The 23,790-nt window shown below is 72.0% G+C and carries 29 protein-coding genes; 14 read left to right on the top strand and 15 right to left on the bottom strand.

Going from position 1 to position 23,790, the window contains the following annotated elements; all coding sequences use genetic code 11:
- Positions 1-47 precede the first annotated feature (47 nt).
- The gene (locus tag Air01nite_RS32020; protein ID WP_203707088.1) at positions 48-545 is read right to left on the bottom strand and encodes a MarR family winged helix-turn-helix transcriptional regulator; all 498 of its coding nucleotides are present in this window, start codon (positions 543-545) and stop codon (positions 48-50) included.
- A gap of 141 nt (positions 546-686) precedes the next feature.
- Here Air01nite_RS32020 and Air01nite_RS32015 point away from each other — a divergent pair, with 141 nt between their 5' ends.
- Complete coding sequence (locus Air01nite_RS32015) at positions 687-1,790, top strand: GDSL-type esterase/lipase family protein (RefSeq protein ID WP_203707087.1); 1,104 nt, start codon at positions 687-689, stop codon at positions 1,788-1,790.
- A gap of 4 nt (positions 1,791-1,794) precedes the next feature.
- On the opposite strand, the gene Air01nite_RS32010 is transcribed toward Air01nite_RS32015, so the two are convergent.
- Positions 1,795-2,397: a class I SAM-dependent methyltransferase gene (locus Air01nite_RS32010; protein ID WP_203707086.1), complete on the bottom strand. Its 603-nt coding sequence runs from the start codon at positions 2,395-2,397 to the stop codon at positions 1,795-1,797.
- Positions 2,398-2,433: 36 nt separating this feature from the next.
- Complete coding sequence (locus Air01nite_RS32005; RefSeq protein ID WP_203707085.1) at positions 2,434-3,387, bottom strand: GNAT family N-acetyltransferase; 954 nt, start codon at positions 3,385-3,387, stop codon at positions 2,434-2,436.
- Positions 3,388-3,627: 240 nt separating this feature from the next.
- On the opposite strand from Air01nite_RS32005, the gene Air01nite_RS32000 reads away from it, so the two are divergent.
- Positions 3,628-3,951, top strand: a complete 324-nt coding sequence (locus Air01nite_RS32000) for a hypothetical protein (protein WP_203707084.1) — start codon at positions 3,628-3,630, stop codon at positions 3,949-3,951.
- A 5-nt stretch (positions 3,952-3,956) separates the two neighbouring features.
- Here the strand turns inward: Air01nite_RS32000 and Air01nite_RS31995 are convergent, their stop codons facing one another.
- The gene (locus Air01nite_RS31995; RefSeq protein ID WP_203707083.1) at positions 3,957-4,304 is read right to left on the bottom strand and encodes a cupin domain-containing protein; all 348 of its coding nucleotides are present in this window, start codon (positions 4,302-4,304) and stop codon (positions 3,957-3,959) included.
- Positions 4,305-4,343: 39 nt separating this feature from the next.
- Here Air01nite_RS31995 and Air01nite_RS31990 point away from each other — a divergent pair, with 39 nt between their 5' ends.
- The 4 genes from Air01nite_RS31990 (at position 4,344) to Air01nite_RS31975 (ending at position 8,083) form a co-directional block, all read left to right on the top strand.
- The gene (locus tag Air01nite_RS31990; RefSeq protein ID WP_203707082.1) at positions 4,344-4,937 is read left to right on the top strand and encodes a TetR/AcrR family transcriptional regulator; all 594 of its coding nucleotides are present in this window, start codon (positions 4,344-4,346) and stop codon (positions 4,935-4,937) included.
- A 96-nt stretch (positions 4,938-5,033) separates the two neighbouring features.
- Positions 5,034-6,470 (top strand): PepSY-associated TM helix domain-containing protein, encoded by a 1,437-nt coding sequence (locus Air01nite_RS31985; RefSeq protein WP_308439997.1) that lies wholly within the window; start codon positions 5,034-5,036, stop codon positions 6,468-6,470.
- A 20-nt stretch (positions 6,471-6,490) separates the two neighbouring features.
- On the top strand, positions 6,491-7,231 hold the full coding sequence (locus Air01nite_RS31980) for a VOC family protein (RefSeq protein ID WP_203707081.1): 741 nt from the start codon (positions 6,491-6,493) through the stop codon (positions 7,229-7,231).
- A gap of 9 nt (positions 7,232-7,240) precedes the next feature.
- Positions 7,241-8,083, top strand: coding sequence for an EamA family transporter (locus Air01nite_RS31975; protein ID WP_203707080.1), 843 nt, complete (start codon positions 7,241-7,243; stop codon positions 8,081-8,083).
- On the opposite strand, the gene Air01nite_RS31970 is transcribed toward Air01nite_RS31975, so the two are convergent.
- Positions 8,080-8,949 (bottom strand): alpha/beta fold hydrolase, encoded by an 870-nt coding sequence (locus tag Air01nite_RS31970; RefSeq protein ID WP_203707079.1) that lies wholly within the window; start codon positions 8,947-8,949, stop codon positions 8,080-8,082. The two genes, Air01nite_RS31975 and Air01nite_RS31970, sit on opposite strands and share 4 nt — an antisense overlap.
- Positions 8,950-8,959: 10 nt before the next feature.
- Complete coding sequence (locus Air01nite_RS31965) at positions 8,960-9,637, bottom strand: TioE family transcriptional regulator (protein WP_239091103.1); 678 nt, start codon at positions 9,635-9,637, stop codon at positions 8,960-8,962.
- Between the two features lie 112 nt (positions 9,638-9,749).
- Here Air01nite_RS31965 and Air01nite_RS31960 point away from each other — a divergent pair, with 112 nt between their 5' ends.
- Entirely contained in the window at positions 9,750-10,889 is a 1,140-nt protein-coding gene (locus tag Air01nite_RS31960; RefSeq protein WP_239091102.1) for an erythromycin esterase family protein, read from the top strand.
- On the opposite strand, the gene Air01nite_RS31955 is transcribed toward Air01nite_RS31960, so the two are convergent.
- Positions 10,876-11,916, bottom strand: a complete 1,041-nt coding sequence (locus Air01nite_RS31955) for an ABC-2 membrane transporter-related protein (protein ID WP_203707077.1) — start codon at positions 11,914-11,916, stop codon at positions 10,876-10,878. The genes Air01nite_RS31960 and Air01nite_RS31955 overlap by 14 nt on opposite strands.
- Positions 11,913-12,608: an ATP-binding cassette domain-containing protein gene (locus Air01nite_RS31950; RefSeq protein ID WP_203707076.1), complete on the bottom strand. Its 696-nt coding sequence runs from the start codon at positions 12,606-12,608 to the stop codon at positions 11,913-11,915. Before Air01nite_RS31950 ends, Air01nite_RS31955 begins: the two co-directional genes overlap by 4 nt.
- A gap of 89 nt (positions 12,609-12,697) precedes the next feature.
- On the opposite strand from Air01nite_RS31950, the gene Air01nite_RS31945 reads away from it, so the two are divergent.
- From Air01nite_RS31945 to Air01nite_RS31930, 4 genes are all read left to right on the top strand, one after another.
- The gene (locus Air01nite_RS31945; RefSeq protein WP_203707075.1) at positions 12,698-13,357 is read left to right on the top strand and encodes a response regulator transcription factor; all 660 of its coding nucleotides are present in this window, start codon (positions 12,698-12,700) and stop codon (positions 13,355-13,357) included.
- On the top strand, positions 13,344-14,390 hold the full coding sequence (locus Air01nite_RS31940) for a sensor histidine kinase (protein ID WP_203707074.1): 1,047 nt from the start codon (positions 13,344-13,346) through the stop codon (positions 14,388-14,390). The genes Air01nite_RS31945 and Air01nite_RS31940 overlap by 14 nt, the downstream gene beginning before the upstream one ends.
- Positions 14,391-14,399: 9 nt before the next feature.
- A complete protein-coding gene (locus Air01nite_RS31935; protein ID WP_239091101.1) occupies positions 14,400-15,638 on the top strand; it encodes an aspartate aminotransferase family protein in 1,239 nt (412 codons plus the stop codon).
- A gap of 82 nt (positions 15,639-15,720) precedes the next feature.
- On the top strand, positions 15,721-16,047 hold the full coding sequence (locus Air01nite_RS31930) for a putative quinol monooxygenase (RefSeq protein WP_203707072.1): 327 nt from the start codon (positions 15,721-15,723) through the stop codon (positions 16,045-16,047).
- Here Air01nite_RS31930 and Air01nite_RS31925 read toward each other — a convergent pair.
- The gene (locus Air01nite_RS31925) at positions 15,986-17,179 is read right to left on the bottom strand and encodes a CapA family protein (RefSeq protein WP_203707071.1); all 1,194 of its coding nucleotides are present in this window, start codon (positions 17,177-17,179) and stop codon (positions 15,986-15,988) included. The two genes, Air01nite_RS31930 and Air01nite_RS31925, sit on opposite strands and share 62 nt — an antisense overlap.
- A 91-nt stretch (positions 17,180-17,270) precedes the next feature.
- Here Air01nite_RS31925 and Air01nite_RS31920 point away from each other — a divergent pair, with 91 nt between their 5' ends.
- Together Air01nite_RS31920 and Air01nite_RS31915 are read left to right on the top strand one after the other, a co-directional pair.
- Positions 17,271-17,786, top strand: a complete 516-nt coding sequence (locus tag Air01nite_RS31920; protein ID WP_239091100.1) for a GNAT family N-acetyltransferase — start codon at positions 17,271-17,273, stop codon at positions 17,784-17,786.
- A gap of 59 nt (positions 17,787-17,845) precedes the next feature.
- A complete protein-coding gene (locus Air01nite_RS31915; RefSeq protein WP_203707070.1) occupies positions 17,846-18,559 on the top strand; it encodes a hypothetical protein in 714 nt (237 codons plus the stop codon).
- Between the two features lie 5 nt (positions 18,560-18,564).
- Here the strand turns inward: Air01nite_RS31915 and Air01nite_RS31910 are convergent, their stop codons facing one another.
- On the bottom strand, positions 18,565-19,134 hold the full coding sequence (locus Air01nite_RS31910) for a DUF1349 domain-containing protein (RefSeq protein WP_203707069.1): 570 nt from the start codon (positions 19,132-19,134) through the stop codon (positions 18,565-18,567).
- A gap of 34 nt (positions 19,135-19,168) precedes the next feature.
- Between Air01nite_RS31910 and Air01nite_RS31905 the strand changes: the two genes are divergently transcribed.
- Positions 19,169-19,717, top strand: coding sequence for a GrpB family protein (locus Air01nite_RS31905; protein WP_203707068.1), 549 nt, complete (start codon positions 19,169-19,171; stop codon positions 19,715-19,717).
- Between the two features lie 265 nt (positions 19,718-19,982).
- On the opposite strand, the gene Air01nite_RS31900 is transcribed toward Air01nite_RS31905, so the two are convergent.
- The 5 genes from Air01nite_RS31900 to Air01nite_RS31880 all read right to left on the bottom strand — a co-directional run bounded on the left by Air01nite_RS31900 (position 19,983) and on the right by Air01nite_RS31880 (position 23,717).
- Complete coding sequence (locus Air01nite_RS31900) at positions 19,983-22,358, bottom strand: ATP-binding cassette domain-containing protein (RefSeq protein WP_203707067.1); 2,376 nt, start codon at positions 22,356-22,358, stop codon at positions 19,983-19,985.
- A gap of 85 nt (positions 22,359-22,443) precedes the next feature.
- On the bottom strand, positions 22,444-22,854 hold the full coding sequence (locus Air01nite_RS31895) for a VOC family protein (protein ID WP_203707066.1): 411 nt from the start codon (positions 22,852-22,854) through the stop codon (positions 22,444-22,446).
- A gap of 57 nt (positions 22,855-22,911) precedes the next feature.
- Entirely contained in the window at positions 22,912-23,094 is a 183-nt protein-coding gene (locus Air01nite_RS31890; protein ID WP_203707065.1) for a DUF1737 domain-containing protein, read from the bottom strand.
- 12 nt (positions 23,095-23,106) lie between these two features.
- The gene (locus Air01nite_RS31885; RefSeq protein WP_425546857.1) at positions 23,107-23,487 is read right to left on the bottom strand and encodes a VOC family protein; all 381 of its coding nucleotides are present in this window, start codon (positions 23,485-23,487) and stop codon (positions 23,107-23,109) included.
- 5 nt (positions 23,488-23,492) lie between these two features.
- A complete protein-coding gene (locus Air01nite_RS31880) occupies positions 23,493-23,717 on the bottom strand; it encodes a putative signal transducing protein (protein ID WP_203707064.1) in 225 nt (74 codons plus the stop codon).
- Positions 23,718-23,790: the final 73 nt, after the last annotated feature.

Genomic DNA, 23,790 nt, shown 5'->3' with positions numbered 1-23,790 from the left:
CGCCGCAAGGGTGCCCGGGGTCACCACGACCCGGGCACCCGGGGTTCTTACCGCTGCCGGCGCTTGCGGGGAGCGGCGGAGCGCGGCGGTTCGTTGCGCATGTGGTCGCGTACCCGGGTCATGATGTCGCCCAGGTCATGAAGGTCCTGATCGGACAGTGGTGCGAGCAGCTGGCGGCGGACGACCTGGACGTGTCCCGGCAGGACCTTGCGAAAGAGGGCCAGGCCGGCGTCGGTGATGGTGACCAGGGTGGCCCGCTCGTCGTCGGCGCTGGTGCCGCGGGTGATGAGCCCGGCCTTCTCCAGCAGCCCCGCCTGATAGGTCAGCCCGCTGCGGCTGTAGACGACGCCGTCGGCGAGTTGCGTCATGGTCAGTTGGCCGTCGGCGGCGGCGAGGCGGGCCAGGAGCTGGAACTGGACGTAGCTGATCCCGCCGTCGGCGCGCAGGTGCTGCTCGACCTGGTGTTCGAGGAGCCCGACGGCTTCCATGAGCGCGAAGTAGGCCTCGATCTGGGCCGGGTCGAGCCCGGGTGGGGAGTCGGTCATCGCCCTCACCGTACCGCTTCGAATCCGAAGCATTGTGTCGAGCGTCACCGTCGATGCCGAATGCTTCGAACTCGAAGCAAGGTAGGGTTGAGTTGCTTCGAGTTCGAAGCAAAAGCACTCGACGAGACGAACGGAGCGGACATGATCTGGACAGCCGGCTTCCGCAGCGCCGTGATCAGCCCGTACGAGCAGGTCCAGCTCAGCGAACCGCGGGGGTTCGCCGACCAGACCGTGCGCCAGGCCCTCTACCTGGCCGGTGGCGGGCAGCGGTTCCGCATCCGCCTCACGAACCGCTTCGGCCGCACGGCCCTGACCGTCGGCGCGGGTTCGGTCGCCACCGACAGCGGGCAGGCGGTGCTCACCTTCGACGGCGCCGAGAAGGTCTCCATCGCGCCGGGGGACGAGGTGGTCGGCGACCCGATCGACCTGCCTGTCGCGGCCGACGCCCGGCTCGTTCTCAGCCTGTATTTCCCGGAGGAGACCGGCCTCGCGACCTACGCGCACAAGCCGGCGGAGGTCGCGCACATCGCGCACGGCAACCACGTGACGGCCCCGACGCTGCCGGCTTCCGAGCAGGTCGAGGCCAGGTTCTACGTCTCGGGCGTCGACGTGCTCAGTCCCGACGCCACGGCGATCGCCGTGGCGTTCGGCGACTCCTGGTTCGAGGGCGTCGGGTCGACGATCGGCGCGAACAACCGTTCCGTCGACTTCCTCAACCGCCGCCTCGACAAGGGCTGGGTCGTCAACCAGGGCATCGCCGGCAACCGGCTGCTGACCGACGAGGTCGGCGAGAGCGCGCTCGGGCGGTTCGACCGCGACGTGCTCTCGGTGCCCGGCACCACGCACGTGCTGGTCCACTTCGGAATCAACGACCTGGGTCTGCCCGGCATGCTCGGCGAGCCGCCCGCCACCACGGACGCCCTCGTCGCCGGCCTCACCTCGCTCGCCCGCCGGGCGCACGCCGCCGACCTGAAGATCCTCGCCGCCACCGTCGGCCCGTTCGCGGGCGCGATCTATCCGGGGATCAGCACCCCCGCCGGTCTTGCCGTCCGCCGTGAGGTCAACGACTGGATCCGCGGCACCGACGTCTTCGACGGGGTCTGCGACGTCGCCGCAGCTGTCGCGAACCCCGACGCACCGGACTACATCGACCCGGCGCTGGACAGCGGCGACGGCATGCACCTCAACGACGACGGCGCGCGACTGATGGCCAACGCATTCGCCACCGGCGCGGCATGGTGGTGAGGCGTCACGCGCGGGCCAACACGCTCACGCGACCCGGTTCGGCGTCGGACTCGACGACGGTCAGGCCCTGCTCCTCGACCAGACGACGGAGCGAGTCGGAGTCGTAGAAGCGGACGACACCGGGCGCGGCTTGGTAGCACGTGGCGCGCAGTCGCCAGTAGAGGTTCGAGGACGTGATCCGCGCGCGGGCCGGCGCTGTGATCAACAGATGGCCGCCCGGCCGGAGGCAGCGCCGGATCTCGGCGACGAAGGCCGCGGGACGCGGCAGGTGCTGCACGACGAGGATCGCGAGCACACCGCCGAGCGACGCGTCCGCGAAGCCGAGTCGAGCGCCGACGTCTTGTGTGTCGAACGCGGCGGCGACCTGGTCGCGAGCTGCTCGCGCCTTGGCGACCTCGACCATGCGCGGTGACCCGTCGACACCGACGATGTCATAGCCGCGCCGGGCGAGTGCGAGGGCGTGCGCGCCGGGTCCGCAGCCGAGGTCGGCGACTGGTCCGGGCGGTGCGACCACGTTCGCGAGCCGATCGGCGATCCGCTCGACCAGTGCACGCTGCTCCGGCTCGTCGCGTCGCCGCTCCCAGGCGGCACTCTCCCGGTCGTACAAGAATCGAAAGAACCAGCGCGGTGCAGGCATGGCTGTTCAGCCCGCTTTGGCGGTTCTGACGAGCGGTGCGTCTCGTGAGAGCTCCCGGAATCCGAGGCCGTAGTACAGGGCGCGCGCCTTGGGGTGCCCCGGCGCTCCCAGGCAGACGACCGTGGCGTGGGTGGCACCGGCCGCCCGCGCGAGCCGCATCCCGTGCAGCATCATCGCCCTGGCCAGCCCGAGCCGCCGGAATGCCGGATGCGTGCCGACCGGCTCGAACTCGACGGTCGTGTTCGCCTCGTCGAGCCACATGATGGTCGAGGCGGCCATCGTGCCGTCCGGCGCCTCCACGAGGACGTGCAGGTCGCCGCGATAGGCCGCCGTCCGCCGGACGGCCGCATAGCTTTGGATCGTGTACGCCGAGGGCGTCCAGGCGTCCACGTGCGCGCGGACCACGGCCTCCGGCCGGACCTGGTCGGCGGTGCGGAAACGGAACCCGGCCGGCAGCGACGGTTCCTCCACATCGGTGAGCTCACGCTCGTTGAGCTGGGTCCAGTCGCCGGTGTCGCCGAGCGCCTCCACGTCGGTCTCGTAGCCGTGCGCCGCCCACCGCTCCAGGGCGAACTCCTCGGCGGTCGTCGGCGACACCGTGCGCTCGAGGCCGTCCGCCACGCCGTCGTACCAGTCGATCAGTTCATCGATCAGTGCGGTGTGTTCAGGATGGACCTGGTAGCTCAACGACGCGCCGGTGACGTCCTTGACCGATCCGTCGTCGCGCGTCACCTGGCGCGGAAGAAAGGCCCAGCCCCAGGCCACCAGTTCGTCGGCGGAGAACCACAGCCGGCGCCGCCAGGTCGCGCTGTGGAGCACGCTTCCCTGACCCCAGACCCAGGCCAGCTCCCCGTAGGAAGCGCCGGCACTGATCAGGTCCGGACGGGCAGCGGTGACGCGCTGAGCCAGACCCTGCATGAGCGGTATGTCACCGGCGGTCAGGAACTCGAGGTCCGTCATGGTCCGCCACTGTGCCAGGACACCGCGACCCCGACGAACCCTTTTCCAGTCCCGCCGACCCGGGCGGCCCGACCGGAGGGCGAGGCCGATCGTCAGCCGCACCCCGTCCCGCTCCCGGTGCGCCTGCCGCAGCGGTCGACGTGCGCGGCCTGACCGGCGTGACAGCCGTCGCCGCCGGCTACGACGGCACGGAGTGCGGCGGTCGCGGCCTTCGCCGTCCTGGCGGGACGGGGCTTTCGGGTGCGTGAGTCGCACCCGAACGCCTGGCGGGGTGCTGACGTCGCGGTGGCCAACGAGACCGTCACCATCACCGTGGAAGCGGACTGGGTGGAGCGCCAACTGGCGGTCTGGGTGCAGGTCGCCGGAGCTCCTCACGTGCCCGTCGAGAAGCTCGTTCCCGAGCTGCGCGGACTCCTGCGCCTGCCCCGCGACGCGACGCGCGGCGTGCTGCAGCGTCGGCTCGAACGCGTCGTGAAGGCATTGCAGGTGCGGGCGCCGGAGGTGCTCGACGGCGGCCCGCGGGCGCTTGCCCGCGTGCTGGAAGCCGGCGGCGAGGCGACCTGAGACCGTCAGCCGGCGCTGGGGCCCAGTGGGGCGCCGGCGCCGGTCGTCGGTGCCGGTTCCTTCAGTTCGACGAAGATGCTGTGTGTCGCGGAGTCGCCGATGTTCTCGCCGGCGTGCTCCTGCGCGCCCACCCAGCGGGCCTCGCCGGCACGCAGGTCGACCTCGACGCTCCGGCCGCCGGAGGCGACGCGGCGGCGGAAGGTCGACAGCGTGACCATCACGCTGTCCGGATGCCGGTGCACGTGGGTGTGGTCGCCGGGCTCGTCGCGGTACTCGAGGACGCGTACCCGCTCGTTCTCGAAGATCACTTTGTAGAGGGCGGGGTCGGTGACGGTCGGGTCGTAAGCGTCCATCGCGGGCTCCTCTATATGGGACTACGGTGCCATGATGGCATGGTGATGCCTTATGAGTCGACCGGCCGGACAGCCCAGAAGTCGCGCACCCGGCTCGCGCTGGTCACCGCCGCCCGCGACCTGCTCGCCGCCGGGCTGACGCCGCGGGTCGACGACGCCGCCCAGCGGGCCGGGATCTCGCGCACCACTGCCTACCGGTATTTCCCCAACCAGCGCAGTCTGCTGCTCGCGGCCCAGCCCACCATCTCGCCCGACAGCCTCCTGCCACCCGAAGCACCGGCCGATCCGGTCGCCCGCCTCGACGCGCTCATGACCGCGTTCGCCCGCTACAACTTCACGTGGGAGCCGCAGCTACGCGCCGCGTTGCGGCTGTCGCTCGAGCCGTCCGGCGATCAACCGGTGCTGCGGCAAGGCCGCGCCATCGGCTGGATCGCCGAAGCGCTGGCGCCGTTGCGGGAGAGCCACCCGCACGTCGACGTCGGCCGGCTCGCCGTCGCGATCCGCTCGGCGACGGGCATCGAGACACTCATCTGGCTGGTCGACATCGCCGGCTACACCCGCGAGCAGGCCACCGACACCGTCAAGGCCACGGCCCGCGCACTTCTGGACGCCGCCGTCACCCGCGCGGGCTAAGCGGCGGGTGACGCATCGATCGCCGGGAACTTGTCGAGGGTCGCCGCCGACCAACTCGGTGTCGTGCCAGCGGTGCACGCCGATCTGGGAGGCCCCTTGTCGACCACCACTGACCTGACGACAGATCCAGGCGCGCCGGAAGTCGGCGTCATGGCGAGCCCGCGCCGGCGCACGATCGGGCCGCTGGTGCTCCGACTGCACTTCTACGCGGGCGTACTCGTCGCGCCGTTTCTCGTCGTGGCCGCGCTGACCGGGCTCGCGTTCGTCTTCAGCCCACAGCTCGACCGCATCGTGTACGCGCACGAGCTGCGCGTCGATCCCGGGGGCGCGGCCCGGCCCCTCGCGGAGCAGGTGGCCGCGGCGGTGCGGGCGCATCCGGACGGCAGCGTGGGGACCGTGATCCCGCCGGTCGCGCCGACCGACCCGACCAAGGTCGTCTTCAACCTCCCCGAGCTCGGCGAGAAACAGCACACCGTCTACGTCGACCCCTACACCAACGAGTTACGCGGGACGCTGACCACCTGGTTCGGCAGCACACCGCTGCAGACCTGGCTGGACGACCTGCACCGCAACCTCCACCTCGGTGTGGTCGGCCGGCACTACTCCGAGCTGGCGGCGAGCTGGCTGTGGCTGGTCGCGCTCGGCGGGTTGTTCCTGTGGCTGCGCCGGCAATGGATGGCCCGGGCCACGTTGCGCCGCACGGTCCTGCCGGACCTGTCGGCGAAGGTCGGCGTCCGGCGTACCCGCGGCTGGCACGCCGCGACGGGCGTGTGGCTGGTGGTGGGGCTGCTCGCGCTGTCTGCGACGGGCCTGACGTGGTCGCGTTATGCGGGCGCCAACTTCGACGTGTTGCGGAGCGGCTTGAACGCGGACCGTCCGGTGCTGGACACCGCGTTGCCCGGCACCGCGCCCGGCGGCGACAGCGGGGGCGGCCATCACGACGGTGGCGCGTCGTCCGGCGGCGAGGCCGCCATCGCCGACGTGGACCGCGTGGCGACCATCGCCCGCGACGCCGGGTTGTCCGGTCTGATCGAGGTCAGCCCGCCGGCCGAACCCGGCACGGCGTGGGTGGTGGCGGAGAACGACCTGAGCTGGCCGACCAGCCAGGACAGTGTGGCGGTCGACCCGGCCACCGGGACCGTGATCGCGCGGAACGAGTTCGCGGACTGGCCGCTGCTCGCCAAGCTGTCGAGCTGGGGCGTGGCCCTCCACATGGGTTACCTGTTCGGGCTGGTCAACCAGATCCTGCTCGCCGCGCTCGCCCTCGGGCTGCTGTGCGTGACCGGGTGGGGTTATCGGATGTGGTGGCAGCGCCGACCCACCCGAGCCGATCGCGCCGCGCCACTCGGCGCACCGCCCGCGCGCGGCGCGTGGCGGCAGGCCCACCCGTCGGCGGTCGTCGTGATCCTGGTGGTCGCGGCAGCGGTCGGCTGGGCGTTGCCGCTGCTCGGCGTCAGCCTCGCGGCGTTCCTCGTCGTCGACCTGCTGATCGGAGCGGTCCGCCGCGCGGTTGCCACTGGGGGCGGCGGGTAGCGGCGCATAGGATCGCCGGCATGGCGCTGCGGCCCGTGCAGGTGAACATCAAGGCTCTCGACCACGCGGCGGTCGGTCGGTTCTGGGCCGAGGCGCTCGGTTGGACCGTTTACCGCGTCGGATCCGGCGGTACGACCTACGTCGGGCCCACCGGCGGCTTCGTCTGGCCGCACCCGGTCGCTCTCGGCGTCGACGTCGTTCCCGTCCCCGAAGCCAAGACGGCGACGAAGAACCGTGTGCACCTCGATCTCGCCACCACCTCCGCGGCGCATCAGGGCGAGTTGGTCGCACGCCTGCGGGCCCTGGGCGCGACGCCCGTCCACGTCGGCCAGGTCGACGTGCCGTGGACCGTGCTCGCCGATCCCGAGGGCAACGAGTTCTGCGTGCTGGAGCCCCGGGAGGTCTACCGGGACACCGGGCCGATCGCTGCGGTGGTGGTCGACTGTGTCGACCCGCGGGCCATGGCCCGGTTCTGGGGTGAGGCGATCGACTGGACCCTGCGTGCGGTGACCGACGATCACGCGGTGTTGCGCGCCGCCGAGGGTCCGTATCTCGAGTTCCTCCGCACACCCGACGCGAAGAGCGTGCCCGACCGGGTCCATCTCGACCTGCTGCCGTCCCCGGGTGACGACAAAGCCGCGGAGGTGGCCCGGCTGCGGGCCCTCGGCGCCACCGACCTCGACGTCGGCCAGGGCGACGCCCCGTGGACGTGCCTGGCCGACCCGGAGGGTCACGAGTTCTGCGTCCTGGCTCCGTTCTGACCCAGGGCGATGCCGACGACGCCGCTGGTGCTGTTGTCCGTCGCCTGCGCGCAGGTCGGCGTGGCCGTCGCGCGCACCCTGTTCGACGAGGTCGGGCCGACCGGGGTGCTCCTCCTGCGGCTGGGCGTCGCGGCCCTGGTCTTCGCTCTCCTGGTGCGACCGCGGGTGTGGTCGTGGTCCGCCGCGGCGTGGCGGTCGACGGCCCTGCTGGGTGTCTTCTCCGCCGGGCTCAACCTCCTGACCTACCTGGCGTTGAGCATCGCGCCACAAGGGATCGTCGTCACCGCGTCGTTCGTCGGGCCGCTGGTGCTGTCGGTCGTGCAGACGCGGCGGCCGGCCGACCTGCTCTGGGCGCTGCTGGCCGGCACGGGCGTCGTGCTGCTCGGCCTGCGCACCGGGGTCGACGTCCCGCTGGCCGGCCTTCTGCTCGCCCTCGCGGCCGGCGGGTGCGGGGCCGGGTACATCATGTGCAGCGCCCGCGTCGGCAAGGACGTGCCCGGTCTCGGCGGCCTGGCCGTCTCGTTCGCCGTCGGTGCGCTCATCGTGCTGCCGTTCGGTGCGGCGGGCGCCGGCGAGGCGTTGCGCGACCCGGGGCTGGTGCCCGGCCTGCTCGCGGTCGCCTTGCTGTCCTCGGTCGTGCCGTACGCCCTCGAACTGGTCGCCCTGCGCCGCATGCCGACGCGCGTCTTCGGCGTGCTCATGAGCCTGCAACCGGCCGCCGCGGCCGTCGCCGGCCTGCTGATCCTGGACCAGCGCCTCGGCCCGGCCCCAATCGCCGCACTGCTGCTGGTCACCGCCGCCAGCATCGGCGTGACCCGACAACGCCCCGACCGACCGCCACCACAGAGCTAACGCAGCACCTCGTGCAGCCGCGCCGCGAACTCGGCCGGTTTGCCGGCGTAGCCGTAGTCGCCGCCGAGGAAGCCGCCGTGGTGGCTCGGGAACACCGTGGCCTCCTGGCCGAGCAGCGCCGCCGTGCCGACGGCGGTCCGCGCGGTGTAGGTGCCCGCGGACTCCTCGCCGACCGCGACCACGATGCGGGTCGGCGCGGCCGTCAACACGGCCGGATCCGGGCGGTAGTCGGTGACCGCCCACGACAGCTGCGACAGCAGGGGATCGTCGCGGGTGCCGTCGTCCTCGGCCGGCATGCCGAACATGGCCGGGTCGGGCGCCGGCTGCGCGAAGTACTCGTCGGTGAACTCGCCCTGCCACGACGTCATCGCGATGAACGCGGCCATCCCCGCGCCGCTGCCGTTCGCCTGGTAGGCCTCGTAGAAGCCCGACCGGGCCCGGGCCGCAGCCGCCGCGTCGGGCAGCACGGCGTTGATCGGCGGCTCGTGTGCCACCAGCGTGGCGACGTCACCGGGGTGCGCCGCGACCAGCGCGAGACCGGTGACCGCGCCGCCGCTGCTGCCGAACACGTCGACGGGGCCGGCGCCGAGCGCGTCGATCAGCAGGTGCAGGTCGGCGGCCTGCTGCTGCGGCGTGTTGTCCTTGCGACCGTCGGTCCGGACGCTGCGGCCGAGACCACGAGGGTCGTAGGTGACGACCGTGCGCTCCGGGAAGTGCTCGGCCAGCGCGCCGAAGCCGTCGGCCGTCATCGGCTGGCCGATCATCAGCAGCACGGGCCGCCCGTCGGCCGGCGGCAGCGGGCCGCGCACGTCGTACACCAGGTCGACGCCCGGCAGGGCAAGGGTGTGCGTCTTCTTGCCAGTCATACGGTCGAGCCTACGACCGATCGGCGCGACCCGAGGGCACAGCGTCGTCGGTGTCGAGGTAGGCCGACAGGGCTGCGGCGCCGGTGAGCATCGCGCGGCCGCGGTGCGTCAGGCGGGCGTGCCAGTCACGCAGCGTCGATTCCAACGGCGCGACGCCGCCGGCCGTACGGACCTGGTCGATCAGCGGGGCGATCTGCTCCAGCCGGTAACCGCCGCGCCTGAGCTGGTGGACGAGTTGGGCGTCGCGCACGTCGGCCGCGGTGTAGACCCGGTAGCCCGTCTGCCGGTCGCGTCCTGGTCGGACCAGGCCGGCGCGTTCCCATTTGCGCAGGGTGGCCGGCCGGATGCCGAGCCGTCGTGCCAGCGGCCCGACGAAGGAGTCCCCGCGGGGCTCCGCGACGGGGCTCAGGTCCCGCAGCGCCGCCTCGACGGCTTCGAGGGTCCGGCGGTCCTCGAGAACCTGGGCGTGGCTCTCGTCGACGAGCCGCAGCGCGTACGCCGTCCTGCCCTCGTTGATCGCCTGCATGATCGCCGTGGCCGTCTGATGGCCGTGACCCGGCGCCAGGGCCAGGAACGCGTGCAGCGCGCGGGCGTGCCGTGAGGTGTAGACGCGATAGCCGGCCGGGCTGCGCGCGGCGGCCGGCAGGATCCCGGCCTCCTCGTAGTTCCTGATCGCCTGCGTCGACAAGCCGCGCGGGCGTGCCAGGTCGACCGGCCTGAGCTGTTGAGGGTTTTGCCGCACCACCCGCGCCGATCTCGCACAAAGGTTCAACCGTCGGTTCAACGATACCGTCGAAGGAGTGACAGTTGACATCAACCCCACCACCGTGCTGGAGTTGCTCCCCGCCCGGCCGCGCGTGCTCGCCCTCGGCGAACCCACCCACGGCGCCGACGTCCTGCTCGAGGTGCGCAACGACCTCTTCCGGCAACTCGTCGAGCAGGAGGGCTACCGGACGATCGCCATCGAGAGCGACTGCCTGCTGGGCCTGGTCGTGGACGACTACGTGACGTCGGGCGCCGGCACCCTCGACGAGGCCATGCGACGCGGCTTCAGCCACGGGCTCGGCGGCTCCGCGGCCAACCGGGACCTCGTGCGGTGGATGCGCGCCCACAACGAGGGCCGGCCGGCGCCGGAACGCGTGCACTTCGCCGGTTTCGACGCGCCCACCGAGATCAGCCATGCGCCGAGCCCCCGGCAGGCACTCACGGCCCTGCACGCCTATCTCACCGCCCGGGTCGACCCCGGCCTGCTGCCCTGCACCGCCGATTGCCTCGACCGCCTGCTCGGTGCCGACGAACGGTGGGCCGACACCGCCGCGATGTGGGACCCGGCCAAGTCGGTGGGGCGGACGCCCGAGGCCAGGGAACTGCGGGTGCTCGCCGACGACCTGGTGGCGCTGCTCGACGCGCAGGCGCCGGAGTTGGCCGCGCAGGACGGCTGGGACCGGGCGCGCCTGCACGGCCGCACCGCCACCGGACTGCTGCGCTACCACTTCTGGATGGCCGAGCCGTCGCCGAGCCGGATGGCGTGGCTGCTGAGCGTGCGCGCGTCCATGATGGCCGCCGACCTGCTGGCCCTCGCCGGTCCGGTGCTGGCGTTCGCCCACAACGCGCACCTCCAGCGGCACCGGAGCACGATCCGGATGGGCGAGGCGCCGGCGGAATGGTGGAGCGCGGGCGCGCTCGTCGAGGCCGCGCTGGGGGAGGGGTACGCCGTCCTGGCCACCGCGCTGGGCACGCTGCGCGACCAGGGCGTCGAGACCCCACCACCCAACACCATCGAAGGAAGGTTGTACGCGCTCCCGTCGGACCGGTTCCTCGTCGACCCTCGCTCGCTGTCCGATCTGGAGCCACGAGTGTCGCCCTGGTTCGGCTACGCGCCCGTGGACCCGGCCCACCTGACCGGCATCGACGGCATCGTGTTCGTCAGGGACGCCTGAGCCGGCGGCACGCGTACCCGATGAGCACCGCGGTCGCCGCCGTGAACAGGGCCAGCTCCCACCACTGGAACGTCCAGTAGCGACCGTCGGGCTGGTAGGTGACGACCTGGTGGTAGCGCTCGCCGATGCGCACGACGCAGTCGTGCATCCGCTGCCGGACCGCCTCGGGCACAGGGCCGGCCGGCCCACCCGGTCCCTCGCCGCCGATCGTCGGGCAGGCGGCCGTCAGCACCTGGTCGGTGAGGGGTGTGCCGGCCGAGTCGACAATGTGGACGGACTGGATCCACGCGTTCGGCAGGTCCGGCGGCGCCGGTTGCAGCGTGCTCGGTCCGATGCCGAGCAGGATGTTGCCGCCGGCGCCGTATCCGGTCGTGTCCGGGTCGAGCGGCACCGACACCACCCGCGGTGCGGCCACGAGCGGCCGGAGCCACTCGGTGACGACGATCCGCGCGGCCACCAGACCCGCCAGCGTCACCGCCATCGCCGGCAGCGTCCGACGGGTGACCAGCCCCGCGGTCACGCCGCACGCGAGCGCGAACAGCGCGTACCCGATCGGCACGAGGTCCCGCTGGTCGAACGTGCCGTAGACGGCGGCCGCGGCGTCGTCCAGCGGCCCGGCCCACCAGGTGACCAGCGCGCTGAGCAGGGCGGTCGCCAGGACGGTCGCGGTGCCGGCGACCGCGAGCTTCGTCGCCAGCCAACGGGCCGGGCGGACACTCTGCGCCCAGACCAGGCGATGGGTGCCGGCTTCGAGCTCGCGGGCGACCAGTGGCGCGCCCCAGAACGCGCCGATCAGCGCGGGGGCCACGATCACGACGAGACCGGCGACGGTACGCGCGGGCGTGTTGTCGAGGGCGAACGCGGACAGGGCCGGGCACTGTGCCGCCGGTGCGCAGGCACGACGGGCGGCCGAGGCGGCGTCGGCGAGGTGCGGCCGGGTCGCCAGGACCACCGCGGCGACGGCGCCGAGTCCGGCCGCGGCGGTCCAGGCCGAGGCGCGGAACTGGCGGAGCGCGAGCCGGATCACGCGGACCGCCCCAGCTCGTCGAGCACGACCCGCTCCAGCTCGGCCGGGTCGGGGGACGGCGCCGCGAGCCGCACCCGGCCCCCGGCGACGACCACCACGTGGGTGCAGGCGTGCGCCAGATCGGCGACCAGGTGGGTGGAGAGCACCACCGCGGTGCCGGTGGTCGTCGCGGCCGCGACCGTCTCGTCGAGGAACGCGCGGCGGGCCAGCGGGTCGAGGCTGGCCACCGGCTCGTCGAGGACCAGCAGGTCGGGTCGCTTCGACAGGGCGAGCGTGAGCGCGAGTTGGGCGCGCTGCCCACCGGAGAGGCGGCCGGCCCGCTGCCGGAGCGGGAGGCTCAGCCGGTCCGCCCGCTCGCGGGCGGCGGCCGCGTCCCAGCGGCGGGCGTTGAGGCCGGCGCCGAGCAGGCTCAGGTGCTCGGCCACGGTCAGGCCGGCGTAGGTCGGCGCGTCCTGCGCGACGAACCCGACCCGGCCGGACCGCATCGCCGTGTCCGGGGTGCCGCCGAGGACCCGCACGGCACCCGCCGTCGGGCTCAGCAGGCCCACGATCAGCTGCAGCAGGGTCGTCTTGCCGGCGCCGTTCGGCCCGACCAGGCCGACGATCGCGCCCTCGGGCACGGCCAGGGTGCAGTCGCGCAGCGCCCAGCGCCGCCGGTACCGCTTCGCGAGTGCTTCGGTCTCCAGGATCATGCCGCCGATGTCTACGCCGGCACTGGTGACAGCCCGGTCACAGGCGACCGTCACCCGGCTGTCACCAGGCCGCTGGCATGCTGGGCCGCATGCGGGTGCTGGTGGTCGAGGATCACGAGCTGCTCGCCCGGACGATCGGCGCCGGGCTGCGGCGCGCGGGCATCGCCGTGGACGTCGTCACCGACGGCGACGCGGCGCTGGAACGCCTGGACGTCACGCCGTACGACGTGGTGGTGCTCGACCGCGACCTGCCGTCCGTGTCCGGCGACGAGGTGTGCCGGCGGGTGGGTTCGCGCGGCCTGGCGTCCCGGGTCCTGATGCTCACCGCCGCCGGCACGCTCGCCGACCGGGTGCACGGTCTCGATCTCGGTGCCGACGACTACCTGACGAAGCCGTTCGACTTCCCGGAGCTGGTCGCGCGGGTGCGGGCGCTCGGCCGGCGCACCGGCCGGGCCGTGCCGCCGGTGCTGCGCTGCGCCGACGTGGAGCTGGACCCGGCCCGGCGGACCGTCACCCGGGCCGGCCGGCCCGTTTCCCTGAGCCCCAAGGAGTTCGCGGTGCTGGCGCACCTGCTGGCCCGGCCCGGTGTGGTGGTGTCGGCGGAGGAGCTGCTCGACCACGTCTGGGACGAGGCGGCGAACCCGTTCACGACGACGGTCAAGACTACCGTCGGCCGGCTGCGGTCAAAGTTGGGCGAGCCGTCGATCATCGCGACGGTACGCGAGGGCGGGTACCGTGCCGGCGACTGAGCGGCCGCGGCTGCGGGGTCGGCTCGCGCTGGCGTACGCGGCGGCGGCGGTCGTCCTGGGCGCGGTGCCGGTGGCCGTCGTCGGTCTCGGGCTGTGGACGGGTCGGTCCACCCAGGCGGTCGGTGCCACGGCCGATGCGTTCACGGGCGGCAACACCGGGCAGGTGCTGCTCGCCGTCGTCGCCGGGTTGGTCGTCGTGGCGCTGGTCGCCGCGCCGGTCGGGTGGGCGCTCGCCGGGCGGGCGTTGCGGCCACTGCGGGAGGTCACCGCCGCGGCCGGCGCCGCCACCGCCGACCGGTTGCCCGGACACGGCGCGCTCGGCCGGTACGCGGAGTTCGCCGAGCTGTCCGCCACCCTGGCCGGGCTGTACCGCCGGCTCGACAGCGCCTATGCCGCACAGCGGCGCTTCGTCGCCGACGCCTCGCACGAGCTGCGTACCCCCTTGACGGTCCAGCGGGCGTTGATCCAGGTCGCGCTCGCCGATCCGGCCGCGGACGCCGCGTCGTTGCGCGCCGTGTGCGCGGAGCTGTTGCGGGTCGGGGAGCAGCAGGAGCGGCTGGTCGCCGCGTTGTTGGCGCTGGCGCGAGGCCAGCAGGGGCTGGCGGCCCAGGAACCCGTGGACCTTGCCGCGGTGGCGGCTTCGGCGATCGGTTCCTCCGTCGTGTCCGCCGACCTCCGGCCCGCTCTGGTGGCCCGTGCCGACCCGACCCTGGTGGCCAGCCTGGTCGGCAACCTGGTGGACAACGCTCTGCGGCACAACGTCGACGGCGGGCGGGTCGACGTCTCGACGGGGTGCTCCGGGACACGGGCGGTGCTCGTCGTGGCCAACACGGGCCCGGTCGTGCCGGCGGACGCGGTCGACCGGATCCTGGAGCCGTTCCAGCGACTTCGGGGCGCCGGCGGCAGCGGGCTGGGTCTGGCGATCGTGCGCGCGGTCGCCGACAGCCACGACGCGGACCTGAGCGTGGTGCCGAACCCGGGCGGCGGCCTGACCGTCACGGTGGGCTTCCCCGCCGCGGGCCTGCCTGTCTAGCGTGTGCGCATGGGCTTCTGGGATGACGTCGACCGGCACCTGGTCCGCTACTCGGCCGCCGGGCGGTTCACGCCCGAGGTGATCGTGCGCGCCGAGGGCAGCTACGTGTTCACCGAGTCCGGGCGGCGGATCCTCGACTTCACCTCGGGCCAGATGAGCGCGATCCTCGGGCATTCGCACCCCGACATCGTGGCGACGGTCCGCCGTCAGGTGGGCGAGCTCGACCACCTGTTCAGCGGCATGCTCAGCCCGCCGGTGGTGGAGCTGGCGCGGCGGCTGGCCGGGTCGTTGCCCGCACCGTTGGCCAAGGTGCTGCTGCTGACCACCGGCGCCGAGTCCAACGAGGCCGCGATCCGGATGGCGAAGCTGGTCACCGGCAAGCACGAGATCGTGTCCTTCGCGCGGTCGTGGCACGGCATGACGCAGGCCGCGGCGGCCGCGACCTACAGCTCCGGTCGCAAGGGGTACGGGCCGACGTCGCCGGGCAACTTCGCGATCCCCGTCCCGACCCGTTTCGTCACCGACTGGCGGCAGCAGCTCGACCTCGCGTTCGAGCTGATCGACGCGCAGTCGGTCGGCAGCCTGGCGGCCTGCATCGTCGAGCCGATCCTCAGCTCCGGCGGCGTGATCGACCTGCCCGAGGGCTATCTCGTCGCGCTGTCGGCCAAGTGCCGCGAGCGGGAGATGCTGCTCATCGTCGACGAGGCGCAGACGGGTCTGTGCCGCACCGGCGCGTGGTACGCCTTCGAGCGCGACGGCGTCGTACCCGACATCCTGACCTTGTCCAAGACCCTGGGTGCCGGGTTGCCGCTGGCCGCGATGGTGACCTCCGCGGAGATCGAGCAGCGGGCGCACGAGCGTGGCTACCTGTTCTTCACCACGCACGTCTCCGACCCGCTGGTCGCCGCGGTCGGCAACACGGTGCTCGACGTGCTGGAACGCCACAAGCTCGACCTGCGGGCCGCCGAGTCGGGGGCCTTCCTCCGGGACGGCCTGCTCGCGCTCGCGTCGCGGTATGACGTGATCACCGACGTACGCGGCCGGGGTCTGCTGGTCGGGTTGGAGCTGGCTTCCGACGAGGTGGGTGCCGCGGTGACGAAGCGTTGCCTGTCGCTGGGGCTGCACATGAATGTCGTGCAGCTGCCCGGCATGGGTGGGGTGTTCCGCATCGCGCCGCCGCTGACGGCGACCCGGGACGAGCTCACCGAGGGTCTCGAGATCCTGGGCCAGGCCCTGGCAGAGGTGTGAACGGGTCATTCTGCGACACTCACGACGACCGGCCGCGGGGACAATGGTCTCCTACGTGGTCGCCGGTCGCTCGGAGGTTCGCATGATCTTCATTACCGCCAAGTTCCGGGTGAAGCCCGAGCACGCCGACCAGTGGCCGGCGATCTCGCGCGACTTCACGGACGCGACCCGCGCGGAGCCCGGCTGCCTCTGGTTCGACTGGTCGCGCAGCCTCGACGACCCGACGGAGTACGTGCTGGTCGAGGCGTTCCGCGACGGCGACGCAGGTGCCGCGCACGTCGGCTCCGACCACTTCAAGCAGGCGCAGAAGACGCTGCCGGGCTATCTGGCCGCCACACCGAAGATCATCAACGCGACGGTGCCGCAGGACGACTGGTCGGCGCTGGGGGAGTTGGCCGTACCTTCATGACGGTCAGGCCCGTGGTGTTCACCGTGCGGGCGGTCCGCCGCCACGACGCCAGGCAGGCCTTGTCGCCGCTTCTCGCGCAGCGCGCCGCGTCCAGGACGCGCGGCGCGCCGCGGTCGAGCAGCATCCAGGTCGGCAGGGCCTCGGCGCGGGTGACCTGGAACCGCCCCTTTTCTGTTTCGGTGACCGTGAAGCGGCCCATCACCCCGTCCCTGGTGTCGAGGGAGAAGTCCTGGCCGGAGACGTGGTTGCCGAGCCCGTAGGCCACCCACTTGGTGCCGATCCGCTCGAACGGCTGCACCACGTGTGCGTGGTGGCCGACGACCAGGTCGACGTCCGGGGAGCGGAGCAGCTCCCGGGCGACCCGGCGCTGCTGTGCGTTGGGTTCGTGGGCGTACTCGGTGCCCCAGTGGACGGACGCGACGACGAACTCGGCGCCCGCGGCCCGCGCCGTTCGTGCCTGCCGCAGCAGCGCGGCGACGTCGAGCTCGTTCGCGAGCCACGGCTTGTCCTTGGGTTCGACGAGACCGTTGAAGCTGAAGGTGTACGAGAGATGGCCGACCCGGACGCCGTTGACGTCGTAGATGGTCGGCCGCGCCGCCTCGGCCTTGCTGCGCGCGGTGCCCGTGTGCGCGATGCCCGCCGCATCCAGGGCGTCGAGGGTACGGCGGACGCCCGCGGCACCACCGTCGAGGCTGTGGTTGGACGCGGTGGAACAGGCGTCGTAGCCGGTCCTCTTCAGAGCCGTGGTGACCTGGGGCGGCACGGAGAAGATCGGGTAGCCGGTGAACGGGCCTTTGGGTCTCCCGAGCGGCGTCTCGAGGTGGCAGATCGCCAGGTCGGCCGCGCTGACGACCGGTGCGACGTCCTTGAACAGGTTGACGAAGTCGCTTCGCCAGAGTCCAGAGTGGAGCAGGATGTCGCCGCTGGCGACCATGGTGAACGTCCGCGGCACCCATGTGGTGGTCGGCGGGGTGGGCGGCCATCGCGCGAAGGGCGGCGTGGCCCCACCGCCACCACCCGACGCCGTGCCGCTCGCGGGCGGCACCGGACCGTCCCCGGTGCGGGCCAACAGAGACGGCCCGAACACGAGCAGAACCGCGGCGCCACAGACAACCATGCGACGAAGCAGCATCCGTGCAGCGTGACGCATGGACGCAAACGAATCCACCCCTTGCCATATGCCCTGCACCCTGGGCAGCGGAAAGGTCGTAGCATGCTTCGACGTGGAGGCACGACTGGTGGTCAGGGAGTGCGGTGAGCGGGATGTCGACGCGTTGGAGCGGCAGCTTCCGACGGGGCTGAACCACTACCACGCGGCCCGTTACCGGCGGCAGTGTGAGGGGTTCAGCACCTTCCTCGTCGCGTACCGCGGTGAGGTCGTCGTGGGTTCGGGCGAGATCCTCTGGCAGGGTGCCAAAGAACCCGAGGTCCGCGAGCGGTTCCCCGACTGCCCCGAGATCAACGGGCTGGCAGTGGTGCCGGACCACCAGTCACAGGGCGTCGGGACGGCGATCATCCGCGCGGCCGAGGAACTCGCCGCGCGGCGCGGCGCCCAGCGGATCGGCATGGGTGTCGGCGGCGACAACGACCGAGCGGAGGCGCTCTACCTGCGACTCGGCTACGCCGACACCGGCTGCCGCTACCTGGACCGCTACCAGAACGTCGACGCGGCCGGCAAACGGCACGACATAGCCGACCCCTGCCGCTTCCTCGTCAAGCCGCTCACCCCGGCGCGCTGACCGGGTCGGTGGACAGGTGCTGTCACCCTGACGGTCCACACGCGAGGGACGGGGGCGGCGTGCAGATCATCGAAGTCACCGATCTGGCCGTGCGGTCGGCGGTCATCCGGCTCCGCCGGCCAGGGACGGCGTTGCGGTTCGTGCTGTACCCGATGCTCCACATGGCCAAGCCGACCTTCTACTCCGCGGTGACCCGGCGGCTCAAGGCGGCCGACGTCGTCGTGGTCGAGGGCGTCGGCGGCGGCGGGCGCAAGGGCTCGGTGCTGGTGGGTGCGCTGACGCTCAGCTACCGGGTGCTGAGGTTCAACCGCGGGGCGAAGCTGGTCGAGCAACGCATCGACTACGCCGCGCTCGGCGTGCCGATCGTGCGCCCGGACGTGAGCAAGGCGGAGTTCGCGGACGGCTGGCGGCGGATCCCGCTCAAGGAACGCCTGCTGATGTGGGCGGTGTTCCCGGCCATCGTGGTGGTCCGCCTGTTCGGCGGCACCCGCGTGATCTGGTCGCGCTCCATGGAGCTGAACGACCTCCCGCTGACGCTCAAGGACGAGGAGCTCAACGACCTCTCGCCGGAGCTGGAGGCGGCGCTGGGCGGCGAACGCGACGAACGCCTGCTGGCCGCCCTCTGCCACCTGCACGAGGAGCGCGGCGATGAGGACATCGAGGTCGCCGTGGTCTACGGCGCCGGACACACCGCGGCCGTCGTGCTCGGTCTGATGCAACGCTACGGCTACCGCCCGAGGTCGGCGGACTGGCTGACCATCGCGGATCTGTGACGGACCTATTCGAGCCCGTCACGCGGGATCGGCGGCCCGACGCGGAAACCGCGGAACCGGGCCTCCAACCCGGCGCGCTCCGGCGAGCAGCACATGACCCCGACGTCCACAGTGGCCGGCAGGTCGAGGTGGCCCAGCCGGAGCAACTCCCAGCGCCCGTCGCCGACGCGGCAGTGCACGGCGAGCGCCGCGTCGAAGCGGGTGACCCGCATGGAAACCACGCCTGGTTCGCCGAGGAGCGGCGCGACCGAGAGATCCGAGAACTCCCGGGTGTAGACGGTGCTGACCTGCACGACGCCCGACGTGACCTCGAGGCCGCTCTTGCACCAGTTGCGCTCGTCGGCACGGACCATCAGCCCGGCCTGGTCGAACCGGGTGGTGTGCGCGGCGGACACGACCGCCTCGGCGGTGAAGTCGCCGGTCACCGGCTGGCTGAAGAAGTGCCCGCTGTCGGTGGTCCACCCGTAGAAGGTCGCCCGCCAGAAGTCCGTCTGGGGCCCGGTGACGGCCCGGATCTCGTCGCCGTCGACCGACCAGTCGGTGGGCTCGTTGAGCCACGTCATGCCCTCGAACACATCGAGGATCGTAGCGGCTTACGATCGCAGACCTATGACACGCCAGGATCCGATCAGGATCGTTCCCCACGACCCGGGCTGGGCGGCCAGCTTCGCCCGCGAGCGCGACCGGGTCGAGGCCGCGCTCGCGGGCCGGCTCGTCGGTCGCGTCGAGCACATCGGCAGCACGGCGATCCCGGGCCTACCGGCCAAGGCGATCATCGACATGTCCGCGGTGGTCGACGACTACGACCGCAGCGCCGGCATCGAGCGAGACCTGGCCGCGATCGGCTGGGTGCACGCGCCCGAGCCCGGCGACCACGAAAACCGGAAGTGGTCGTTCTGCTTCCCGGACGCGGCCTGGCGCACCCACCACCTGCACGTCTGGGAAGTGGCCGACCCGACCTGGCCCGGGCTGCTCCGCTTCCGCGACTTCCTCCGCCGCCACCCGGACCTGGCGGCCGAATACGGCCGCGTCAAAGCCGCCCTGGCCACCACCGACGACCACGACCGCCCGAAATACCGCGCGGGCAAGGCCCCGTTCATCGAGCACATCCTCCGCCTGGCCGCCAACCCACCCACCGACAGCGAGCAGCCGCGGTAGCCACAACCCTGGTCCGTCGGAGTCGCGCTCAGCCCGAGCCGCCGCCATTGAGGCCGTGACCACTGTTTGTGGCCATGGTTGGGCGGGCGCCGGCTGTTGCCGATGGTCCGCGCCGGGGTGTGGCTGGGTCGGTCAGCGTGCGGCGCCGCTGTTTAGGCCGTGACCGTCGTTTGTAGCGATGATTGGGCAAGCCAGGTCGGGTTCCGCCGTGCCGTGCGGCAGCGCGCCGAGTTGGTCCGGGTGACCAGGTCCCAGCGGAACGGGATCATGCTCCGACGTAGTCCGCGAGGTGTTGGCCCGTCAGGGTCGAGCGGGCCTTGACCAGCGCGGCCGGCGTGCCCTCGAAGACGATGCGGCCGCCGTCGTGGCCGGCGCCCGGGCCCAGGTCGATGATCCAATCGGCGTGGGCCATGACCGCCTGGTGGTGTTCGATGACGATTACCGACTTGCCGGCGTCGACGAGGCGGTCGAGCAGGCCGAGCAGCTGCTCGACGTCGGCCAGGTGCAGGCCCGTGGTCGGCTCGTCGAGGATGTAGACCCCGCCCTTCTCGCCCATGTGGGTCGCCAGCTTCAGGCGTTGGCGCTCGCCGCCCGACAGCGTGGTGAGTGGCTGGCCGAGGGTGAGATAGCCGAGGCCGACGTCGGCCAGGCGCTCCAGGATCTGGTGCGCCGCCGGGGTTTTCGCATCGCCCGCGCCGAAGAAGTCGACGGCCTCGGCCACCGGCATCGCCAGCACCTCGCTGATGTCGCGGCCGCCCAGGTGGTATTCGAGCACCGACGCGTCGAAGCGCTTGCCCTCGCATTCCTCGCAGGTGGTCGCTACGCCGGCCATCATGCCCAGGTCCGTGTAGATCACGCCCGCGCCGTTGCAGCTTGGGCACGCGCCCTCGGAGTTGGCGCTGAACAGGGCCGGCTTGACGCCGTTGGCCTTCGCGAACGCCTTGCGGATGGGCTCGAGCAGGCCGGTGTACGTCGCCGGGTTGCTCCGCCGCGACCCCCGGATCGCGCCCTGGTCGACCGTGACGACGCCGTCGCGGCCGGAGACCGAGCCGTGGATCAGCGAGCTCTTGCCCGAGCCCGCCACGCCGGTCAGCACGACCAGCACGCCGAGCGGGATGTCGACGTCGACGTCCCGCAGGTTGTGCAGCGTGGCGCCGCGCACCTCCAGCGCACCGCTGGCCCCACGCACCGACGGCTTGAGCGTCGCCCGGTCGTCGAGGTGGCGACCGGTCAGCGTGCCGCTCGACCGCAGGCCCTCGACCGTGCCCTCGAAGACGACCTCGCCGCCCCCGGTGCCGGCGCCCGGACCGAGGTCGACGACGTGGTCGGCGATCGCGATCGCCTCGGGCTTGTGCTCGACCACCAGCACCGTGTTGCCCTTGTCGCGCAACTGGAGCAGCAGGTCGTTCATCCGCGCGATGTCGTGCGGGTGCAGGCCGATGGTGGGCTCGTCGAAGACGTACGTCACGTCGGTGAGCGACGAACCCAGGTGGCGGATCATCTTGGTGCGCTGCGCCTCGCCGCCGGACAGCGTGCCCGCCGGCCGGTCGAGCGAGAGGTAGCCCAGCCCGATCTCGGCGAACGAGTCGAACAGGTGCTGCAGCCCGGCGAGCAGCGGCGCCACCGACGGGTCCTCGATGCCGCGCAGCCACTCGGCCACGTCGCTGATCTGCATCGAGGACACGTCGGCGATGTTCTTGCCCTGGATTTTCGACGAGCGGGCCTCGGCCGCCAGCCGGGTCCCCTCGCAGTCGGGGCAGACCGTGAACGTGACGGCCCGCTCGACGAACGCGCGGATGTGCGGCTGGAGCGAGTCGACGTCCTTCGACAGGAACGACTTCTGGATCTTGGGGATCAGGCCTTCGTACGTCAGGTTGATGCCCTCGACCTTGATCTTGGTCGGCTCCTTGTAGAGCAGGTCGTGCAGCTCGCGCTTGTTGTATTTGCGAATCGGCTTGTCGGGATCGAAGAAGCCCGAGCCCTTGAAGATGCGGCCGTACCAACCGTCCATGCTGTAGCCCGGCACCGTGAACGGGCCCTCGTTGAGCGACTTGCTGTCGTCGTAGAGCTGCGTCAGGTCCATGTCGTTGACCGAGCCCATGCCCTCACAGCGCGGGCACATGCCGCCGAGGCGGTTGAACGTCGCCTTCTCCGCCTTGGTCTTGCCGCCCCGCTCGACGGTGATCGCGCCGCTCGCGCGCACCGACGGCACGTTGAACGAGAACGCGTTGGGCGGGCCGATGTGCGGCTGGCCGAGCCGGCTGAACAGGATGCGCAGCATGGCGTTGGCATCGGTGGCGGTGCCGACCGTGGAGCGGGGGTTGGCGCCCATCCGCTCCTGGTCGACGATGATCGCGGTGGTCAGACCGTCGAGGAGGTCGACCTCGGGCCGCGCGAGCGTCGGCATGAACCCCTGCACGAACGCGCTGTAGGTCTCGTTGATCATCCGCTGCGACTCTGCGGCGATCGTGTCGAAGACCAGCGAGCTCTTGCCCGACCCCGAGACGCCCGTGAACACCGTCAGCCGGCGCTTCGGGATCTCGATGCTGACGTCCTTGAGATTGTTCTCGCGGGCGCCCTGCACACGGATCAGGTCGTGACTGTCGGCGACGTGCGAAGCGGACGTGGTCGCCTTGCTCATCGGTTCTCCATCCGGTCAGAGCGAGATTTCGCAGCGTACGAGCAGGGTCCGGCCATGCTACGCGGCCCGGGCGACAGTTTTCGGCTCAGCGCACCTCGTTGATCCGGACCTGGTTGCCGGCCGGGTCGCGGAACGCGCAGTCCCGGACGCCCCACGGCTGCTCGGTCGGCTCCTGGGTGACCTCGGCGCCGCTGTCCCGGACCTTCGCGAACGTCGCATCCAGGTCGGCGGTGCCCAGCACGATGGTGGCATAGCTGCCCTTGGCCATCATCTCGTTGATGATGCGCCGCTCCTCGTCGGTGACGCCCGGGTCGGCGGCCGGCGGCGTCAGGACGATCGCGGTGCCGGCCGCGTCGGCGGGCCCGACGGTGATCCACCGCATGGTGCCCTGTCCGACGTCGTTGTGCACCGTCAGACCCAGGGCGTCCCGGTAGAAGGCGAGTGACTTGTCAGGATCGGTGTGCGGGAGAAATGTCCAACGAACGGTGATATCCATGCCCTCGACGCTATGCCCGGACCGGTCGCGGTTGCTTCTCGATTCCTGACCGGTCTGTCAGTCGCCGGGCCCCAGCACCAGCGCCTGCGCGGCGATCACCCGCTCGCCGTCGAAGGTCAGCGCCGGCGACCCGTGCAGCCGGTAGCCGCGCTCGAGCAGCCCGCTGACCCGGGCGCAGAACTCGGCGTCGTCGGGCCCGGTGATCAGGCGGTAACGCAGCGGTTGATCAACGTCGTGCATGCCGCCGCCCGGTCAGCCGTCGTCGCGGCAGAGGCAGAAGGGGTGGCCGGCCGGGTCGAAGAGCACCCGGACGTGCTCCTGCGGCTGGTGGTCGGCCTGCTTCGCGCCGAGGGCGACCGCCTCCGCCACCGCGGCGTCCAGGTCGCCGACCTGGAAGTCGAAATGCATCATCGGCCTCTGCGCGCCGTCGGCCGGCGGCCACACCGGCTCGCGATAGTCGGTCGCGCGCTGGAAAACGACAAACGGCCCAGTCGGCGCGGTCGCGACCACGGCCGTGTCGGGCTCCTCGTGGACGATCGGCCACCCGAGCAGCGCGGAGTAGAACCGCGAGAGCGCACCCGGATCCGGTGCCTCGACCGCCGTGCCCCACCACATGCCTTCGCTGCGCGCCAACAAAGTCAGCTCCCGTCGTCGTCCACGTCCGCGAGGATGCGCCGGGCCGCGGCTTCGTCCTCGGCCGCGACCAGCACGCGTACGCCGCTCTGCTGCAACTGCGGCTCCAGCCCACCGACGTCGTCCGCGATGAACGCCGCCCGCAGCCCCTGGCTGCGCAACAGCCCCACGGCCAGCTCCGCCTCGATGCGGCTCCGCACGATGGCGACCGTGACCGGCGCACTCTCCACCACCAGACAGTAGGCCAGAAACTCGGTAGCGGGGACCCCGCACCACGGTGTTGCCTAGGGTCTGTCCTGCCGC

The organism is Asanoa iriomotensis, from assembly GCF_016862515.1.
GTDB lineage: Bacteria > Actinomycetota > Actinomycetes > Mycobacteriales > Micromonosporaceae > Asanoa > Asanoa iriomotensis.
This window is presented reverse-complemented; position numbering and strand designations above follow the sequence as displayed.

Coding starts and splice junctions, on each gene's coding strand:
- Air01nite_RS32020 (WP_203707088.1), bottom strand. CDS start 545: ATGACCGACTCCCCACCCGGGCTCGACCCGGCCCAGATCGAGGCCTAC.
- Air01nite_RS32015 (WP_203707087.1), top strand. CDS start 687: ATGATCTGGACAGCCGGCTTCCGCAGCGCCGTGATCAGCCCGTACGAG.
- Air01nite_RS32005 (WP_203707085.1), bottom strand. CDS start 3,387: ATGACGGACCTCGAGTTCCTGACCGCCGGTGACATACCGCTCATGCAG.
- Air01nite_RS31995 (WP_203707083.1), bottom strand. CDS start 4,304: ATGGACGCTTACGACCCGACCGTCACCGACCCCGCCCTCTACAAAGTG.
- Air01nite_RS31990 (WP_203707082.1), top strand. CDS start 4,344: ATGGTGATGCCTTATGAGTCGACCGGCCGGACAGCCCAGAAGTCGCGC.
- Air01nite_RS31980 (WP_203707081.1), top strand. CDS start 6,491: ATGGCGCTGCGGCCCGTGCAGGTGAACATCAAGGCTCTCGACCACGCG.
- Air01nite_RS31975 (WP_203707080.1), top strand. CDS start 7,241: ATGCCGACGACGCCGCTGGTGCTGTTGTCCGTCGCCTGCGCGCAGGTC.
- Air01nite_RS31970 (WP_203707079.1), bottom strand. CDS start 8,949: ATGACTGGCAAGAAGACGCACACCCTTGCCCTGCCGGGCGTCGACCTG.
- Air01nite_RS31950 (WP_203707076.1), bottom strand. CDS start 12,608: ATGATCCTGGAGACCGAAGCACTCGCGAAGCGGTACCGGCGGCGCTGG.
- Air01nite_RS31945 (WP_203707075.1), top strand. CDS start 12,698: ATGCGGGTGCTGGTGGTCGAGGATCACGAGCTGCTCGCCCGGACGATC.
- Air01nite_RS31935 (WP_239091101.1), top strand. CDS start 14,400: ATGGGCTTCTGGGATGACGTCGACCGGCACCTGGTCCGCTACTCGGCC.
- Air01nite_RS31930 (WP_203707072.1), top strand. CDS start 15,721: ATGATCTTCATTACCGCCAAGTTCCGGGTGAAGCCCGAGCACGCCGAC.
- Air01nite_RS31925 (WP_203707071.1), bottom strand. CDS start 17,179: ATGCTGCTTCGTCGCATGGTTGTCTGTGGCGCCGCGGTTCTGCTCGTG.
- Air01nite_RS31905 (WP_203707068.1), top strand. CDS start 19,169: ATGACACGCCAGGATCCGATCAGGATCGTTCCCCACGACCCGGGCTGG.
- Air01nite_RS31900 (WP_203707067.1), bottom strand. CDS start 22,358: ATGAGCAAGGCGACCACGTCCGCTTCGCACGTCGCCGACAGTCACGAC.
- Air01nite_RS31895 (WP_203707066.1), bottom strand. CDS start 22,854: ATGGATATCACCGTTCGTTGGACATTTCTCCCGCACACCGATCCTGAC.
- Air01nite_RS31890 (WP_203707065.1), bottom strand. CDS start 23,094: ATGCACGACGTTGATCAACCGCTGCGTTACCGCCTGATCACCGGGCCC.